17 protein-coding genes are annotated in these 16,555 nt (G+C 60.4%); 8 read left to right on the top strand and 9 right to left on the bottom strand.

Annotated features, from left to right (window positions below):
* Positions 1–86: 86 nt before the first annotated feature.
* A complete protein-coding gene (locus tag AYM40_RS04730) occupies positions 87–1,220 on the bottom strand; it encodes an MBL fold metallo-hydrolase (RefSeq protein WP_063497842.1) in 1,134 nt (377 codons plus the stop codon).
* Between the two features lie 485 nt (positions 1,221–1,705).
* Complete coding sequence (locus AYM40_RS04725; protein ID WP_063494538.1) at positions 1,706–3,202, bottom strand: IS5 family transposase; 1,497 nt, start codon at positions 3,200–3,202, stop codon at positions 1,706–1,708.
* 1,267 nt (positions 3,203–4,469) lie between these two features.
* Between AYM40_RS04725 and AYM40_RS04720 the strand changes: the two genes are divergently transcribed.
* Positions 4,470–4,706 (top strand): hypothetical protein, encoded by a 237-nt coding sequence (locus tag AYM40_RS04720; protein WP_063495216.1) that lies wholly within the window; start codon positions 4,470–4,472, stop codon positions 4,704–4,706.
* A 191-nt stretch (positions 4,707–4,897) separates the two neighbouring features.
* On the opposite strand, the gene AYM40_RS04715 is transcribed toward AYM40_RS04720, so the two are convergent.
* Positions 4,898–5,128: a helix-turn-helix transcriptional regulator gene (locus tag AYM40_RS04715; RefSeq protein WP_082855146.1), complete on the bottom strand. Its 231-nt coding sequence runs from the start codon at positions 5,126–5,128 to the stop codon at positions 4,898–4,900.
* 239 nt (positions 5,129–5,367) lie between these two features.
* Complete coding sequence (locus AYM40_RS04710) at positions 5,368–5,628, bottom strand: hypothetical protein (protein ID WP_063495214.1); 261 nt, start codon at positions 5,626–5,628, stop codon at positions 5,368–5,370.
* A gap of 452 nt (positions 5,629–6,080) precedes the next feature.
* Here AYM40_RS04710 and AYM40_RS42205 point away from each other — a divergent pair, with 452 nt between their 5' ends.
* The 5 genes from AYM40_RS42205 to AYM40_RS04685 all read left to right on the top strand — a co-directional run bounded on the left by AYM40_RS42205 (position 6,081) and on the right by AYM40_RS04685 (position 9,989).
* Positions 6,081–6,866, top strand: coding sequence for a hypothetical protein (locus AYM40_RS42205; protein WP_082854943.1), 786 nt, complete (start codon positions 6,081–6,083; stop codon positions 6,864–6,866).
* An 11-nt stretch (positions 6,867–6,877) separates the two neighbouring features.
* A complete protein-coding gene (locus AYM40_RS04700) occupies positions 6,878–7,294 on the top strand; it encodes a DUF4279 domain-containing protein (RefSeq protein WP_063497840.1) in 417 nt (138 codons plus the stop codon).
* 329 nt (positions 7,295–7,623) lie between these two features.
* Positions 7,624–8,049 (top strand): hypothetical protein, encoded by a 426-nt coding sequence (locus AYM40_RS04695; protein WP_063497839.1) that lies wholly within the window; start codon positions 7,624–7,626, stop codon positions 8,047–8,049.
* Positions 8,050–8,167: 118 nt separating this feature from the next.
* Positions 8,168–9,301, top strand: coding sequence for an alpha/beta hydrolase family esterase (locus AYM40_RS04690; RefSeq protein ID WP_063495213.1), 1,134 nt, complete (start codon positions 8,168–8,170; stop codon positions 9,299–9,301).
* A gap of 178 nt (positions 9,302–9,479) precedes the next feature.
* A complete protein-coding gene (locus tag AYM40_RS04685; RefSeq protein WP_063495212.1) occupies positions 9,480–9,989 on the top strand; it encodes a hypothetical protein in 510 nt (169 codons plus the stop codon).
* 139 nt (positions 9,990–10,128) lie between these two features.
* Here the strand turns inward: AYM40_RS04685 and AYM40_RS04680 are convergent, their stop codons facing one another.
* The 5 genes from AYM40_RS04680 to AYM40_RS04665 all read right to left on the bottom strand — a co-directional run bounded on the left by AYM40_RS04680 (position 10,129) and on the right by AYM40_RS04665 (position 13,797).
* Positions 10,129–11,838 (bottom strand): putative bifunctional diguanylate cyclase/phosphodiesterase, encoded by a 1,710-nt coding sequence (locus AYM40_RS04680; RefSeq protein ID WP_063495211.1) that lies wholly within the window; start codon positions 11,836–11,838, stop codon positions 10,129–10,131.
* Between the two features lie 257 nt (positions 11,839–12,095).
* Entirely contained in the window at positions 12,096–12,290 is a 195-nt protein-coding gene (locus AYM40_RS43585; protein ID WP_420488461.1) for a hypothetical protein, read from the bottom strand.
* The gene (locus tag AYM40_RS04675) at positions 12,287–12,496 is read right to left on the bottom strand and encodes a hypothetical protein (protein WP_063495210.1); all 210 of its coding nucleotides are present in this window, start codon (positions 12,494–12,496) and stop codon (positions 12,287–12,289) included. Before AYM40_RS04675 ends, AYM40_RS43585 begins: the two co-directional genes overlap by 4 nt.
* Before the next feature lie 199 nt (positions 12,497–12,695).
* Positions 12,696–13,196 carry a GAF domain-containing protein gene (locus tag AYM40_RS04670; RefSeq protein ID WP_063497838.1) on the bottom strand — a complete coding sequence of 167 codons (501 nt, stop codon included), beginning with the start codon at positions 13,194–13,196 and terminating at the stop codon, positions 12,696–12,698.
* 178 nt (positions 13,197–13,374) lie between these two features.
* Positions 13,375–13,797: a TOBE domain-containing protein gene (locus tag AYM40_RS04665; protein WP_063495209.1), complete on the bottom strand. Its 423-nt coding sequence runs from the start codon at positions 13,795–13,797 to the stop codon at positions 13,375–13,377.
* Positions 13,798–14,165: 368 nt separating this feature from the next.
* On the opposite strand from AYM40_RS04665, the gene AYM40_RS04660 reads away from it, so the two are divergent.
* Both AYM40_RS04660 and AYM40_RS04655 read left to right on the top strand, forming a co-directional pair.
* Positions 14,166–15,818: an SH3 domain-containing C40 family peptidase gene (locus AYM40_RS04660; RefSeq protein WP_082854942.1), complete on the top strand. Its 1,653-nt coding sequence runs from the start codon at positions 14,166–14,168 to the stop codon at positions 15,816–15,818.
* Between the two features lie 255 nt (positions 15,819–16,073).
* Complete coding sequence (locus AYM40_RS04655; RefSeq protein ID WP_063495208.1) at positions 16,074–16,550, top strand: VOC family protein; 477 nt, start codon at positions 16,074–16,076, stop codon at positions 16,548–16,550.
* Positions 16,551–16,555 lie beyond the last annotated feature (5 nt).

Genomic DNA, 16,555 nt, shown 5'->3' with positions numbered 1-16,555 from the left:
AAATCGTGGAACGGGCTTTAAGGCTTAACGGTACGCGACATCACTGCCGGCATGTGCGCCGGTATACCGCGTGCGTTCGGCAACGTTCAAGCGCCGAATGTGAAGCGCGTGCCGGTCGAAGACCACAATACTTTGCCCGGCATCGCTTGCGTCGCCATCGCGTAGAACGATTCGCCTGAGCAGTGCATCGGGATCAGATAGTCCGGATTGATTTCCTTTAACTGGTTCACAGTGGCTTGCTGATACTCCGTCGGCTGCGGCGCGAGATGAAAGCCGCCAACGATCGCATGAACCTTGGTGACGCCCGACACTCTCATCGCTGTCTTGACCGTATTGAGCACGCCGCGATGCGCACAAGACGTCAACACCACAAGCCCCCGATCCTTGACCAGATAAGCCGTGCTCTGCTCATGCTGGAAATCATCGGGTATCGAGGTGACGTTCTGCTTTTCCGGTGGCAGCTTGTTGCCCGCACAACCGACACCGTCATGCAAACCAACGGTCATGATGCTTGGGTTGATCGGTTTCTCAAACGTGGTTTGATCGATCCAGCCCGTGGTGAATGCGTGATCTGCAACAACTGCGGGTCGTTCTGCAAAGGTGATGACCAGATTGGCGTCGCGCATTGCCTGCCGGTCGAGCGAACCGAACTGGCCGCCGCGATTCTCGCGTGTACAAAAGCATTCCTCGCCGCCGAGATAGATTGGTAACTGTTCTTTCAACTTGCCGCGGCTGTTTTGCAGGAAGCCAACCATGCCACCGAAATGATCGTAATGGCCGTGCGTGAGCAGTAGCGCGTCGAGTTGCGCAGGATTAATTTTCAACAGGCCGATGTTATTGTTCAGCGTCTCCGGCGTATAACCAAAGTCAATCAGGATTTGCCGCGTCTGCGCGCCTTGCGAGGATTCGACGTGCAAGGAAAGACCCCATTCGTTCTCAAGCGTCAGGCGGGGCGCGTGATCTTTCGTGAGTGGCAGGCCAAACCGTTGAACGTCAACATTGCCGACGCGACGACTCGGCTCCAGTCCCGAATACGATGAATCAGTTACGACCCGCACCGATACGGTGTCGACGACCGGCACCCCGCCAGTCAACGGCTCGGCGAACGCAACCCGCGACAAGCCGAGCAATGCGCTTCCCGACATCACACCCAGCGCACCTGCGCCTCCAGCGCGCAGCAAGCGGCGACGCGACCGGCTACCCAAATAGTCTTCGTTCACTGTCAACTCCCCATTGTTTTCGCTGAGACGAATTGAACAATCATTGCGACTGCTCCAGCGAACGGTCGAATGACTGCCTGGACCGGAAGCGTGGTTGTCGAGAATCGATTAACAGTTATCGTTCTGCACGTAAATACTCTCATGAAACAAGCTTTTCCGTGAGTGAAAATCCGGCTCCGCATCAAAGCAGGCGAAAAGGTCGGCGTGAATGCGCTTTGCTCGCCTGGGAGCGCCGAGCGTCTTGGGTCAAGAACGCCGGTCTGATCTGACGTACTCCCTGTCAAACGTATCGCACGCCGACAAAGCGGGTAACACTGCAAGAAGGCAAGCCTGCTTCAGACGCACTTTCATTTTTATCCCCCTATATAAAGGCTTTTTCAAGCCCTTCCTCTCACGGCGAGTCTTAGCTCTCATCTAAACTTATAGTAATGCAAACCAATATGTAAAATGTATACGGAATGACTTTTTAGTCGGCCCTGCAAAATTCAGTTTGCTTGACGCACGACGCCGATCGGGTATTTTGTCGGAGCGGGACGGTTAGCCCGCCGGAAGCGTTCCCGGTGCGCAAGCAGCGGATGCGACAGGACATCGGCGATCGAATGCAGCCAGGCGAGGACAAAAAAGATGGGCCCCAGACCCAGGCGAACAATCGCGCGCAACAGCCAGCGCAGGTTGTAGCCCGTGGCGCACAGCACGGCATGCAGCGCATCGCCGGTTTGTCCTTTGAGCCAGCAGCGACGCATACCGTGGTCGTGCTTCACATGGCCGATGATCGGTTCAATCGCCTGGCGTCGCTTGAGCCAACGTCGCTGCGTGCTGGTCAGTGTCCTGTGTTTGCCGCGATGAATCAGGTGTACTGATGATACCTCCACGTCGACGCCGCGAAACCCGAGATCGACCAACACGGTCTTCGGCTGTGGTGTACCGGGCAGGTCCTGCAACAGAATGGAGCTCTGTTCGAGTTGCTCGGCCAGCGTATGGCCGTCATAGGGGTTGCCGGGGAACGCCCGCGCACCGACGATCAACCCTTGTTTCTCCGTGATCGCGAGGCTCACCTTGACGCCGAACTCGTAGGGCTGGCGTGCCTTTCCTTTCCCAATGCATTCAACTTCAGGCGCATGCAGTGCGTAGAGTTTGTTCCTGTCCTTTGGACGTTGGTGGCAAATGCGCCAGGCCCGCTCAAGCCAGACGCGCAGTTGTGCCTGCCGTTCGTCTGAAGCTCCAGACAGCTTGCGTTCGATATCGCGCAGCAACCGTCCCAGTACCGTGCGCTGACGCTTGAGTACACGACGCAGGCGCCTGAACTGCTTCGCATGGGCATAGCCGCCCGCGCGGCGACGCAGTCGCTTGCCTTCGCGCTCGTACGTTTGCTTCAGCCCCAACCCTGCGCGTTGCGCCAACTGAACGAGTCTGGCCCGCGCCACCTCAAGCAGACGGCTGTCGGTCGGATACGCAATCGCCTTCTCCTGCACCGTGGTGTCGACAATCACGCGCTCGAATTCGACCGGCGTCACCGCCTTCATCTGCACCGCAGCCGCGATCGTCGCCGCGAGCAGCTCCTCGACACCGGCTTCGCCCAGCGCCTGCCGAAAACGCACCAGGTTGGTCGGGTCGCACGGCAGACGCGGCTGGAAATACTCCTCGCCGCAGAAGAACTGAAAGTACACGTCCTGTGCCCAGCGCTCGCACACCGTTTCGTCACTCTCGTTGTAGGCGTGCTTCAGGTACAGCAGACCCACCATCAGCCGCATAGGCAAGCGCGGACGTCCAGCCGCACTGACGCCACCGGCAAATTCCAGCGAGTTCGAGCCAAACAGGTCAACCGCTTCGCTCACCCGTCCATCGCGTGAACGTCGCTCGAACAGGGGAGCAAGCGTCGTTTCGATTGAAGCCCATGACATCTTCGTTGCCAACACGGCAAGCGGGTGACGTAGATCAATCATCGCGTCCAGACGGCTACGAAAGAAATCAGGCGTGCTCATTGGCGACCACTCCGAAACTCCCAGAATCTTTATCAGATCGATATTCGTTCTGGGAGTTCTATTACCCTCCAACAAACTGCATCGCTTGGCCAGGCGGGGCTTCACGAACTTCTGCAAGGCCGACTTTTTACGATGCCTCTATTGCTGGCGCCGGTTACCTGCGACGCGCAACATCCTCGCCTCATACAGATGGACGCCCGTAGAATCGGACCCGAGCCTCTGTCTTCTCCCTTCCTGGAAAAGACTTCCTTAGATCGCGCGAAATCAAACAGACGTCTGTTTCATATTGCACCGATCTCCGCAATGATGGCGGGAGTGAAGAAACAAGCAGGTCACCGCATGCATACAGACCGAAGAAACCACCTGTGACGTCCTTGTTTTTTGGGTGCAGGAAAACGCACGCTGGCATTTGGCACCTTGCCATAGCTCGGGAAACGGGACAGCTTCGTCGGTTTGCCAGACTTCTACCGTTGATCTGCAGTGCTGAGATGGATATACAGTACATCAGCCTTGCGCGAAGCCAATGGCGCAGCAGATCGATACAACCGCTCCGAGTTTCGAGCATGCGCCAACTCGTTTCATTGTCCTTCCTTCGCACAGGATTGCTGGCAATGCCGACGACTCCGCGCTTCCCATTGACCGTCAAGATTCATCTGTATGGGACACTTCGGGTCTATGTTATTTATAGTAATCGTAACGCCCCGCAGTGCAGCCTCTGGACGACGGATTGGCATGTAGCAAACCATCGTTTCATTCGCGTCGCCAAATGGCGACTGGTCGCTCGTCAGCAGACGTTCGCCAACCAACTGCGAAGGACCGCTCCTGGCCGAGTTGTGCCTGATAGCTACCCGTCATGAGCCGAAGGGCTGCGACCGCGAACAGATCTTAAATCTGTTGCTCAATCCGCCCGGATCGCCGGTAGAGAAGGCCGATGCAGAATCGACGCAATACGTCCGGGCGCAAGACGGGCGCAGCGCGCTATTCCTCGCCGCTCGAGCCGGAAAGCGCCAATCACGCCGTACACAAATGTCCAAAAAAATATCTACGTTATTGATTATTAAAGATATTTTTTATTGAGAGTATTCTGTGCTTTTGATTAAATATGGGTGAGTCTGACGACTGGAGAAGCCGCTATACGGTCGCCTCGGCTCACCTGCAGTGACACGCGGACAAGAGGGTTCATGCCGTCCTGTCCTCAATACGGGATGACCACTAGGAGATCGTTACGAGTGAAGACCAGAAATCGCTGAAGGAAGTCCTTCAGCGCGTGACCCGCCTCGAAACACGGCTCGTGCAGTTGGGTGACTACGTGGGCGCGAACCTGCGCACCAAGATGCAGATTGAGTTGAACAATGACGAGCACGGCGCATGGGTAGATGTGGATGCGCCCGACGTATCAATCTCGCGCATCATCAACGAACTGCAGAGGCTCGGCGTCAAAAGAGACATCCGCCTGCCGGTAATGTGCAACGGCGCGACGATCGCCACCGTGTTTACTGGATGACTCCACTCCTTTTGTGTGTCGCATCTGGAAGTCGATTCCAGATGCGACCTCATCTGTCGACCATTGAGCGGCTCCTGCCGCTCGAACCGAACGACGGCAAAGGCGTAAGGCGGCAAAAAAGCCCCGCTGCGTCTTCGACAGGGCTTGGTGCACACGCGCCAAAGAGTTCAGCGCTGCGCTGACAGTAGCCTTTATGCAGGTTCCCTTGATGCGAGCCACGCACGGACGTCCTCGACACGCCAGCCGACAGCCTTTGGACCGAGCGGGACCGGCGCAGGGAAGACGCCTGCTTTTATCCATGCGTAGAGCGTCGTCCGCCCAATCGAAAGCACGTCGACCATCAAATGCTTCGCTCGCACAAATCCCACTTCGGGCAACCGGTAGGGTTGTCGCTCCAGACCGCTGTTAGATACCGCCGTCATAACCATCTCCTCGTTTGCGATGACCCAATGGTCGTGTCACGACCAGCGCGCGGCGGACCAGAACGAACGAAAGAGAATAAAGAAGAACTACTTATAGATTTGCGGTGCGCTCGTAAAATCACCTTCACGAATACCTGACTGAAGGACGAGAATATGGCGACGATTGCCTGCGTGGGTTGGGGATCGCTGGTATGGGATCCAAGGCGGATGCCCCTCTTAAGCGGCTGGTTCTATAACCCTTATCGTACTGGGATCACAGTGTCTAAAACTGAACAGTACGATATAGCGCTGATGTAGCTTGCCTTCGTCTTATCTGGAAAGCCTTTCACGGATTTCGAGTTCCCGCAAAGCGCTCTGGCTACCCATTTTCGTTCGCCCCCCGCCGCCGAGATATAGCCGGGCGCAAGCGCTTTCGGTTCGAGCAGCTCCTGATACGCCCACAGCATGGGACTGTTGGCAAACTTCGCGCCGGCCTGTTGCAGCTTGTTGATGCCAGCCATGCCTTACAGGCCGAAGAGCCCAGGCGCTTCACCGGAACCGATCAGGCCGACGCGACAGAACTCCAGCGCGAACGCTTGTCCTCACATATTTTCGCTGTCGCATACGCTCATCGGATCTCCTGTCGCTGGGCGCGTGCGTGTATGCGGAAACCAATCACCGCCCCGGTGAAGCCGGCAACGAATAGATTGCGTATTCGCTGCGGCAGAGCGCCGCCGATTTCGATACAGAAGTAATCGAGCCCCTGCCGCATTGCAGTCGTGTCCGAAATAACATGCCGGCGCACTCCACAACACAAACGGACAGCCAGAAGAAACTGGCATGACAAAGTCGATCCGCAAACGGTCTTTTTTTTCGTTTCTTTTGAACTACTTACCATAGTCAGCGTATCTCGTAAACAATTTCCCCAGACGATCTGCTAGGTTTACACCGTCACAAGGGACAGGACCTGGCAATGGGCGGCACTGAACTGAAAAAGGATTCGCTGCAACGGTGGATGATGTACAGCAAGGATTCCTACGGGAGTGGGCGCATCTTTCCCACTACCGAGAAAAAACTGGCGGTTGAAGAAGGCAAGAAGTTCGCGCGACGTGCATACGCCGATGTATGGGCTCAGGACGCCGCACTTGTGCTGCGCGTCCGCTCGTTCCTCGGGACGAACTTCCACTGGCACCAACGGCTGGCAGAGAGCGGCGCTGACCTTGAGGTCATACAGACCTTGCAGTCCATGATTCGCGGTGAAAGTGTCGTTCTCATTGCCGAGCAATCGCGGACAGGGGGCGCGTGGAACGATCCAGCGCCTAAGCCCAAACGGCTTCCCAGCTTCCGTGAGGAGTTAATGACGGGGCTGGGCATGTCATACGAGGCTGCGACGGTCTACATGGACCGCTATGACGACATGGTGGACGAGGTAAATGCGGCTGCAGCCCGCTATGCAAACGGGGCCGTGTCGTCATTGACCGACACCGCGAACGATCTCACGCCGCAAGGCGATACGCAGCCGTTTAAGTACATCCCGGATGCGGTAAGGGGCGACGTTGAAGAACTGCCCGCCTCGACGAACAACCCGAAGTTTGCTGCGAAGATGCTTGGATACGACCAAAATACGTTCGGCGACATGCTGCACAATTTCAAGCCCGATAATGGCCTTGGACCGGCGGACAACGTCATCTGGCACGACAACGGCGACGTCTACTTCAATGGAGATTTCATCGCCAATTTCCACGATTGGGCGAACTGACAGGACCATCGATGAATGACCATCAACGCGCACACGCGACATTTCATGTAACGGGCGACTCAGTAACGCCCGCGTTCTGGACGGACTATTTTGGCGTTAAGCCCGACACTGCCATTACCAAGGGCGAGCACTTCACGACACCTTCCGGGCGTCCAAGCCGCGCGCCGGGCCGAGTTGGATTGTGGGGCGTTGGGAGCAAATCATTTGTTCGTAGCGATCAACTCGAGCCCCATCTGCGTTATCTCATCGAACGGCTGAATCTGTCGCGGCCGGGGCTTCGTGAGCTGATAGAGCGTAAATGCGTGAAAGTGCGGTTTTGGTGTTACTGGGACAACGAGACCGGCAACCGAGTGCCCGACGTACCCGACGACGTTCGGGCGATGATAGAAGCAATCGGCGGCACCATCGAGATCGATGAATATCGATAGTCCTCGCACGCAAAATAATCAACGGCGTATATGTAGTACGCGCTCGCGGCATTGCGCATCGATGCTCTCAGAGAGCCCCGCTCTCACTTTCTTTTTTGGTGGGTCGCTGGCGTGCCCATTTCCAACGGGACATTGCGCTCTGTTTGCCAAAACGGCAATCGTCGTCGGAAGAGCCGTAGGCATTGTCGTCAGCACGGCCACCGCCCCAGGAACATCTACCGGCCCTCAATTTCCCCATTGACGTCATTCAAACCAAGAGCGTATAACCATCCAATTGGATGTTATATGGATGGCATATGGATGCTGCTCTGGTGCCAAACGGGACAAAAATGACCAATCTCAAACTCATCGACACCTCCCGCCCCAAAGGCGGCGAGACCGAAAAAATCACCATCAACCTCGGCCCAATCGACCTGGGCCAGATCGACTTACTCGTCGAAGAAGGTTTTTACTCGAACCGCACCGACCTGATCCGTACAGCGATCCGCAACCAGCTCGCCGTACACGCCCAAGTCGTCACGGAAACGGTGACCCGGCGCGCGATGGTGCTCGGCTTGCAACACTTCTCGAGGCAGGACCTCGAAGCCGCTCAAGCCGCGAACGAACGACTGGACATTCATGTGCTCGGTCTTGCCAGCATTGCAGCCGATGTGCCGCCGGAACTCGCGGCGGCCACGATCGCATCGGTCGTGGTGCTTGGCGCGTTTCACGCGTCGCCCGCGGTCAAGGCGGCGCTCGCCGGCCGCATCAGGTAGCCGCGCCCGGCATGGCCGATCCTATGGTTGAACACGTGTCGGCCACGTGGCCGAGCCTGTGAAGCTAGTCGCCTGACCTAGCCACGCCCAATGCAAGTCAACGTAGTCACCTACGATCATGAAAATGAATGAAGATTTTTTGAAGTCGATGAAAGAAGCCTTCGACCTGCTGCGCACGAAGGGGCCGAAGGAAGCGACCGCTGCAGTACAGCGTGCGCTTGCGGGCGGCACGACTAAAGCAGGCAATGCGCAAACCCCGCGCACGCCGCAAAGCGTCAATGAATGGGCGCAAGCGTGGACGCAGGCGCAAACTCAAGCACAAAGTCAGGCGCAACCACACGCCGCCACCACCCCGCACGCCACTACCGAGCGCACTTTCGACGCCGACACACCCGGCACCTTCAGCACTCACACCTTCAGCAACAGCGCGGGCCAACGCCAATATAAGCTCTACGTCCCCGCCGTCTACCGCAGCGAACCGTTGCCGCTGATCGTGATGCTGCACGGCTGCACGCAAAACGCCGACGACTTCGCGGCTGGCACGCGCATGAACGAAATGGCCGAACGTCATGGCTTCATCGTCGTGTATCCGAATCAGTCGCAAGCAGCCAATCATTCGAAATGCTGGAACTGGTTCAAACCTGCCGACCAGCAGCGCGACCAGGGCGAGCCGTCGTTGATAGCGGGCATCACGCGTGAGGTGATCGCGCGCTATCGCGTCGATCCGGCGCGCGTGTACGTGGCGGGCCTGTCGGCGGGCGGTGCAATGGCGGATGTCATGCTGAAGACCTCGCCCGACCTGTACGCGGCAGCCTGTGTCCATTCCGGCCTCGCCTACGGATGCGCGAAGGACCTGCCCACGGCGCTCGCCGCAATGAAGGGCGGCCGTACACATCGCAACCGCTCACGTGTCGAGCCACAACGCCCGCTCATTGTGTTTCATGGCGATGCGGACACGACGGTGCATCCCTCGAACGCCACAGCGCTCGTAGCAGGCTTCGACGCCGGCGTCACGACAGTCAGCCCGCCATCGCATGCAACAGGTGCGGCGAGTGGCCAGCGCGCTTGCACGGTGCAGCGGCTGGTCACGGCGAATGGCGTCGAAGCGGAGTACTGGTTGATTCGTGGCGCGGGGCACGCATGGGCTGGCGGCAATCAGCGCGGTTCGTACACGGACCCAGCCGGCCCCGATGCCGCGGCCGAGATGCTGCGCTTCTTTCTCGCCCATCCGCGTGCGTCAGGCACGCACTGAGCACCATTCAACTGACAAATCATCTTGGCGAAAACGCTGTACTTCCTGCCGCAAAGGTATAAAGTGACTCATGTTGCAGCGCAGCAAAATCACTGCGCCGCGTCGACCTGCCGTCTCGTGCGAGACCTGGCCTCCGAAATCCTTTGGGCGCCTGCACCAGGTCACTTTGGAGATCACCATGCACAGCCCCGCGATCGAACATAGCGCCGCCTTTGGCCAACGCACCTTGAACATCTTCACCACCTTGCAACTCGATGGACTGGCGTGCCTGCAAAAACTCGGCGAACTCAATCTCGCGGCCCTGAAGGCGACGGTCACCGAAAGCAAGAATGCCTTGGCGGCCGGCCAGTTCAACACCGCGCCGTTCGCCGGCGTGGCCGATGTGCAGCAGCAACTGGTTCAACGCACCTTGTCGTATGCGCAGCACGTCAAAGAAATCGACGCGCAATTCACTGCGGCGTTGACCAAGGCCGGCGAATCGCTGCGCGAAGAGTTCGGCGCCAGCGTGGCGCAGTTTGGTTCGGGCTTCGGCCAGACCGCGCCGCTCAGCCCGGATAGCGCGTTTGGCGCGATGCAATCCGTAATGGCCTCGATGATCCATTCCGGCAACGTGATCCAGGACAGCATCAAGCGGGTATCCGGCATGGCCGGCACGGCGATCGCTGTCGCGGATGACGCTGCACGCTGAGTCCCACGCAGAAACGCGATCCAACGAAAAGGGGCCAATCGGCCCCTTTCTCTTGTGCGCTTAGCTAGGCGACGCGCTGCGGCGACTGAAGGACCGCGGCTTCAAGTTGGCAGCGGGATTGCCAACGTCAGCCGGATCGTCAAGCGGAGCCCAACGGCTTCAGCAAATTGCGCAACGCCGCGATGGTGATGGGCCGCGAAAACCAGAATCCTTGCGCCTCGTCGCAGCCGAGCGCTTCCAGTTGCGCGGCCTGTTCGGCCGTCTCCACGCCCTCGGCCGTCACCCGCAGCTTTAACGCATGCGCCATGGCGATAATGGCGCCGACGAGCGCTGCGCATTGCGGCTCGGTACTCATGCGCATCACAAACGAGCGATCGATTTTCAGGCGGTTCAGCGGAAAACGCGTGAGATAGGCGAGACTCGAATAGCCGGTGCCGAAGTCATCCACTGCGACCTCAACGCCCAATTCGCGCAACGCATGCAGCGTCTGCAACGCCTGCTCGGTATCGCCGAGCAGCACGCCCTCAGTGATTTCCACTTCAAGGTACGACGGATCGAGCGCGGCATCTTCGAGCGCCTCGCGGATCGTCTCGAACAGATTGTGCTGCTGGAACTGCTGCGGCGACACGTTCACCGCGACCCGTGGCAAGGTTCCGGTGAGCCGCAGCAATTTGCCGGCGTCGCGGCACGCGGTACGGATCACCCACTCGCCGATCTGCTCGATCAGCCCCGACTCTTCCGCAACCGGCACGAATTCGACCGGACTGATCAAACCACGCTGCGGATGATTCCAGCGCAGCAGCGTCTCCACTTGCGCGATGCGTCCGTTGGCGAGCGTCACCTGCGGTTGATACACGAGATGCAGTTGCTGACGTTCGAGCGCTTCGCGCAGCATCGCCCCCAGTTCGAAGCGGCGCGCCGCCTGGCCTTCGAGCGCGGTGGAAAAGCGCCGCACCGCGCTGCCGCTCACCGCCGAAGCCGCCGACAACGCCACGCCCGCGCGGCGCATCAGCGTCGGCGCATCGGCGCCGTCGGCAGGATAGGCGACGATGCCGATACTCGCCGTGATGTTCAGCGCGGTGCCCGCGTAGTCGATCGATTCGGCGATGCGACCCAGTGCCTCAGCCGCGAAAGCATCGGCCGCCGCGCCGGTCTCATTGATCAGCAGCGCGAATTGCGTGCCACCGATCGAGGCAATCGTACCGTCGTTGGGAAAGAGACCGCGCAGCCGCTCGCCGACGATCTGCAACACCAGTTCGGCCGCATGCAAACCGAGCGCATCGCGCAGCTTGCGTAAATGATCGAGCTCGGCGATCAGCACCGTAAAGCCGTTGCCGCTTCTCCGACAGCGCGCGATCGTCAGCTCGAGGCGTTCGGTAAACAGCGTCTGATTCGGCAGGCGGGTCACGCCGTCATGATGCGCGACGTACCACAGGCGCGCTTCGGATTGCGCGTAACGCGTCATGTCAATGGCCATGCCGACATAGCGGGCGGGCCCCATGGCTACCCCGCCGGGATACGCCGGCTCGGCGGCGAGCGGCGCCAACGCGAACACCACGCGAATCGGGGCGCCGTTGCGCCGCACATAGGTCCATTCGCCTTCATAGCGCGAGCCTACCGCCGACAGCGGCGGCAATTCGGCACGCCGCCTCGCGAGTTCGGCCGGGTCGTGCAAGGACTCAAAGGTGCACCGGCCGATCAATTCCGCGGCGGTAAAACCGGTGAGCTTTTCGAAAGCAGCATTGACCGAGTCGAACGTGCCGTCGGCCATGCAGACGAACATGCCGTATGGCGCCGCTGAAAGCGCGGCGTCGCGTGTGCGCGCTTCGGCGTAGTGGTGATCTTGCATCGCGCCGGCCTTTGAATTTCCTGGTTATTTAAAACGAATGAGGAAAGCGATTGAGCGTTTTTCTTGTCGCGTACGGCGCAACTGGCAAAGCCGGCCGATTCGGTCCAATCCGCCGGGTAACCGTGAGCATGATAGCGGCTTTCCCTGGCCGGAGCCGCCGCGCCAGCCGCGCATTCCCGGCGCGAATCGTTTCCCTCGGTGTATTCCCCAGTTCCGGCTGCGGCACGCCCGTCATCGCGCACCTCATAAAGCGTTCGCTATTGCGGGGATACTCCGCGCCTCATGACCCAACGCACACCGGCCTTCAACGCCTTCGTCCGTTTGCGACGGAAGGTGCTTGCACTTGCCGTCGCAAACGGACGCGAGGTCGTGATACTGGCACACGATGTTGCCGTTGTCGCCCCCTGGCTAAGCGGCGCGCCGCGATGCGGACAGATGTCGCGTGCGCTCACCAGTTGGCCGTTCGAGCGGAACGGAACACGACCAAGAGTTCGTCGAGCAGCGTCACGCTGATGGGTTTATCGGTCACGTCGGCGGCGAACGCCACCGGATGCCAGTAGCGGCTGAGAATCTCCCAGTCGTGGCTATCGAAGGTGCAATTGCGGGGTAAAGCGAGGGAGCGTTGAAATGTCAGCGGGGCAACGGTGGCGGAACTCACGCATGTCTCCAAAACCTGGTGGGGGTTCGTCGCGCTCATGTGCTGTCCCCCAAGGGAACTGCCTTCGGGGTGTCTTGAGCGCGTGGAGAGAACGATAGCGGGATGAGGTCCGCCGACCTATCCCCTGAAGTGCATCTAGTCTATGTACGAAACAGCATAGGGTGCCGCCGCACCGCTGGATCAGCCTTTCCTGAAACGCCTACGACGCGCGCGGCAGAGCGGCTTCGATAAACGCTGCGCATAGCGCTTCCATGCCCTTCGCGTCTTCTGCGTCGAAGCGCGCGACGACCGGGCTGTCGACATCCCACACGCCGATCAGCGTGCCGTCCGGTGCGACGAGCGGCACGACGATTTCGGATTGCGATGCCGAATCGCAGGCAATATGGCCGGGGAATTCATGCACGTCTCGCACCACTTGCGTCTGACGGGTAAGCGCTGCCGTGCCGCACACGCCCTTGCCGAGCGCGATGCGTACGCAAGCAGGCTTGCCCTGGAACGGCCCGACCACCAGCTCGCGGCCATCGTGGAAATAGAAACCGGCCCAGTTCAGATCGCTCAGCGAATGGAACACGAAAGCGGAGAAATTCGCGGCGTTGGCGATCCAGTCGGTTTCACCGGCGAGCAGCGCGCGCGCCTGGGCGACCAGCTCTTCGTATTGCGCGGCTTTGGGGAGATGCGAGGCGGAGGAGACTTCGAACATGACGGTGTCCGTGATGAAAGCGGGAAAGAGGAGCAGCGAGGCCTGCAGTGTAAAGCAAGCCGCCGTTTCCTTCACGGCACGCCGCACTGCGCATGCCGCCCTCTTTCCGCCCGCTCTGCGTGCGGCCTGATGGCTTTGTCCAGACGTTAAGCCGGTGGGCAGCGCCACGCAGCGATCGTTATTCGACGCCGACGATCACGCTCGATGCCTTGAAGATCGCCGTCGCCGCTTTGCCGTTCGCAAGGCCGAGGCGGTCGACGCTTTCGTTGGTGATAATCGCGGCGATCTGCGCGCCGCCTGCGGCGATCGTCACTTCCGAATTCACAGCACCCCTGGTCACCGCCGACACGGTGCCGGCGATGCAGTTGCGCGCCGACACCTGGCTCTTCGCCACGTCGACCATCACGATCACCGACGACGCCTTGACCAGCGCAAATGCCTTCTTACCTGCAGCGAGACCGAGCGATGTCGCGCTGCCGTGTGTGATGATCGCAACGATCTCGAGACCGTCCGGGGTGCGCAACGTGACTTCGTCGTTCACGGCGCCGTGTTTGACTTCGGCGACTTCGCCGGCGAATTGATTGCGTGCGCTGGTTTGCATGTTGTTCTCCTGGTTGTGGAGCCTCGTGAAAGACGATTCGAGGCGATGTGTCGAGCGTAACGAAACACCCGGCCTGCGCGGCCGCTTGTGCGTGAGTGCGGTATGGCACAGCGTAATTGACGATTCGAACCTCAATGAAAACACATAAGCGTTGTGTAAATACACTCATAACGCCGTGCAGGCACAGCGCAGGCAATTGGCTTCATGCCGCCGCCGTGTCGCGCAACGTGGCGCTCATGCCCGCGAGTAACCTGTAAGCGTGAGAACGCCTGGCTAGCTCGTTCCGCGTCGATGCAGCAAGCATCCACCGCCCGGCGCCTCGCGCGACACCGTATCATCGTGCCCTTGGACCATCACCGCCGAACTCCATGCCTGTCGCCGCCCTGCCCCCCACTGCTGCACGCTTTGCCACACGCCTCGCCGCCCGCTTGCCGCACGCCCGCCGTGCCGCCACGTTATGCGCCGCCCTTGCAGCCGCTGCTACGTTCACCGCCTGCAGCAATCCGTCGCCGACCCGCGACGCCCACGCGCGCGTCGACACGGTCGCGTTGTTCCCAATCGCCAATTACGACCAGAACGTCGACCACTGGCTCGAACCGGACAGCCCCGGCTACGACCAGCCGTTCCTGAGCCCCGCGGATCAGCAGGCGCACTTCAGCGCCCTCTACGCACGCTATTTCGGCACCGGCACGGCCGCGCCGTCGCCGTGGAATTCCGCTTACGTGACGATGCGCGTCTACCGTCAGCAAGGCGCGGACATTGTCGCGCTGCAGCAGCGCCGCATCGACAAGTTCGACAACACCGGCAAAAGCGGCGCGGCGCTCGGCTACGGCGAAAATTTCCGGCCGCACGACAAGGCGTGGATCGACACCATCGCGCAAAACATGGCGGTCGGCCAGTTCACGCAGGAGGTCGTCTACAAGCCCGCACGCCGCGCAATTGCCACCAGCAACCTGATGGTGCGCGAACTGCCGACCATGGACCCGTCGTTTTACGATCACCGCCTGGCCGGCGAAGGCTATCCGTTCGACAACCTTCAGATCTCGGCAGTACGCCCCGGCACGCCGCTGTATGTGCTGGGCAGCAGCGTCGACGGCGCGTGGCGCTACGTGCAAACGCCCGACGTGCAAGGCTGGGTGCGCAGCGACGGCGTCGGCATGACCGACGACGCCTTCGTCGACACGTGGCGCGCTGCCACCGCGAGGTCACTGGGCGCGGTGACAGCTGCCTCGGCGCCGGTGCGCGACAGCCGCGGCGTGTTCCGCTTCGACGCGCCCGCCGGCACGCTGCTGCCGCTCGTGCCAGACAACGCCATGCGGCCCGCAACACAGGCTGGCAAAACCGCAAGCGAAGCCGCCGGCGCCCCCGCCGCCCGCAAACTCCTGGTCCCGGCCCGCGACGTCGACGGCCAGGCGATCATCCGCACCGCCCACCTGAGCGATGCGCAGATCGCTCCCATGCCGCTCGCCGCGACCCCGCGGCATCTGGCAATGCTGATGAAAACGCTGATCGGGCGGCCGTACGGCTGGGGCAATAGCGGTCTCTACAACGATTGTTCGTCGGAACTGCAAAGCATCTTCGCGACGTTCGGCGTGTGGCTGCCACGCCATTCGTCGACGCAAATGAGCGCGGGACGCATGATCGATCTTTCCGGCTCGACGCCGGCGCAACGGCTCGACTACCTCGCCCAGCATGGCGAACCATTGCGCACGCTGATCTACATCAGCGGCCATGTGATGCTGTACATCGGCAACACGACCCGCAACGGAGTCGCCGTGCCGGTGGTCTACCAGGACGTATGGGGTTTGCGGCCGGCCGACAATAGCCGGCGCGCGGTGATCGGCGGCTCGGTGATCCTGCCGCTGTTCGAACACATTCCGGAAGACGCGACGCTGCAATCGCTCGCGGCAACCTCGACGTTCCAGATCAGCGTCCTCGGCGCGCCAGGCGGCGCAGCAGCGACGCCGTCGGCACCGTCCACCCCCGCCGCGCCGCCGGATGACGACAATCCTGCCGGTTGAAATAACGCCGGGAGAAGACAATCCGGCCGATTGAATCCGCGCGGCGACCTGCGCCGCACGCCCGTGCACGCGCCTGCGCCCGCGCAGATGTCCACGCAGACGTCCACACCCACACCCACGCCGCACGGGCGTGCTTAAAAAATATTTTTTCCGGAGTGTCGATTCAAACGCGACGCACTCGTCGTAACGTTGAAGGCCTGGCTCACGCAGTCGGTCTTTCAACTCACAAACCTGTTACTTCAAGGAGTCGCCGTCATGTCCAGCCCCGCTGTCAAACCGATCCCGGACGGGATGCACTCGCTGACCCCGTATCTGATTTGCGCCAACGCCGCGGAAGCCATCGCGTTCTACACCAAGGCTTTCAACGCCGTCGAGCAATACCGCCTGCCCGGTCCCGGCGGCAAAGTGATGCACGCCTGCCTGAAAATCGGCGACTCCATGCTGATGCTGACCGACGAATGGCCTGACCACAACGCGCTGGGCCCAAACGCGCTAAAAGGCACGCCGGTCACGATTCACCACTACGTCGAAGACGTCGACGCCAGTTTCAAGCAGGCCGTCGAGGCCGGCGCGACGGTCGCCATGCCGCTTGCCGACATGTTCTGGGGCGACCGCTACGGCCAGTTGAAGGACCCGTTCGGCCACAGCTGGTCGCTCGCCACGCATAAGCGCGACCTGACCCCGGAACAGATTCAGCAAGGTATGCAGAGTATGGAGTGCGGGCAGAAATAAGCCAC

This window comes from Paraburkholderia phytofirmans OLGA172 (genome assembly GCF_001634365.1).
Lineage (GTDB): Bacteria > Pseudomonadota > Gammaproteobacteria > Burkholderiales > Burkholderiaceae > Paraburkholderia.
Note: the sequence above shows the minus strand (reverse complement) of the source record. Positions and strands in the feature narration are given on the sequence as shown.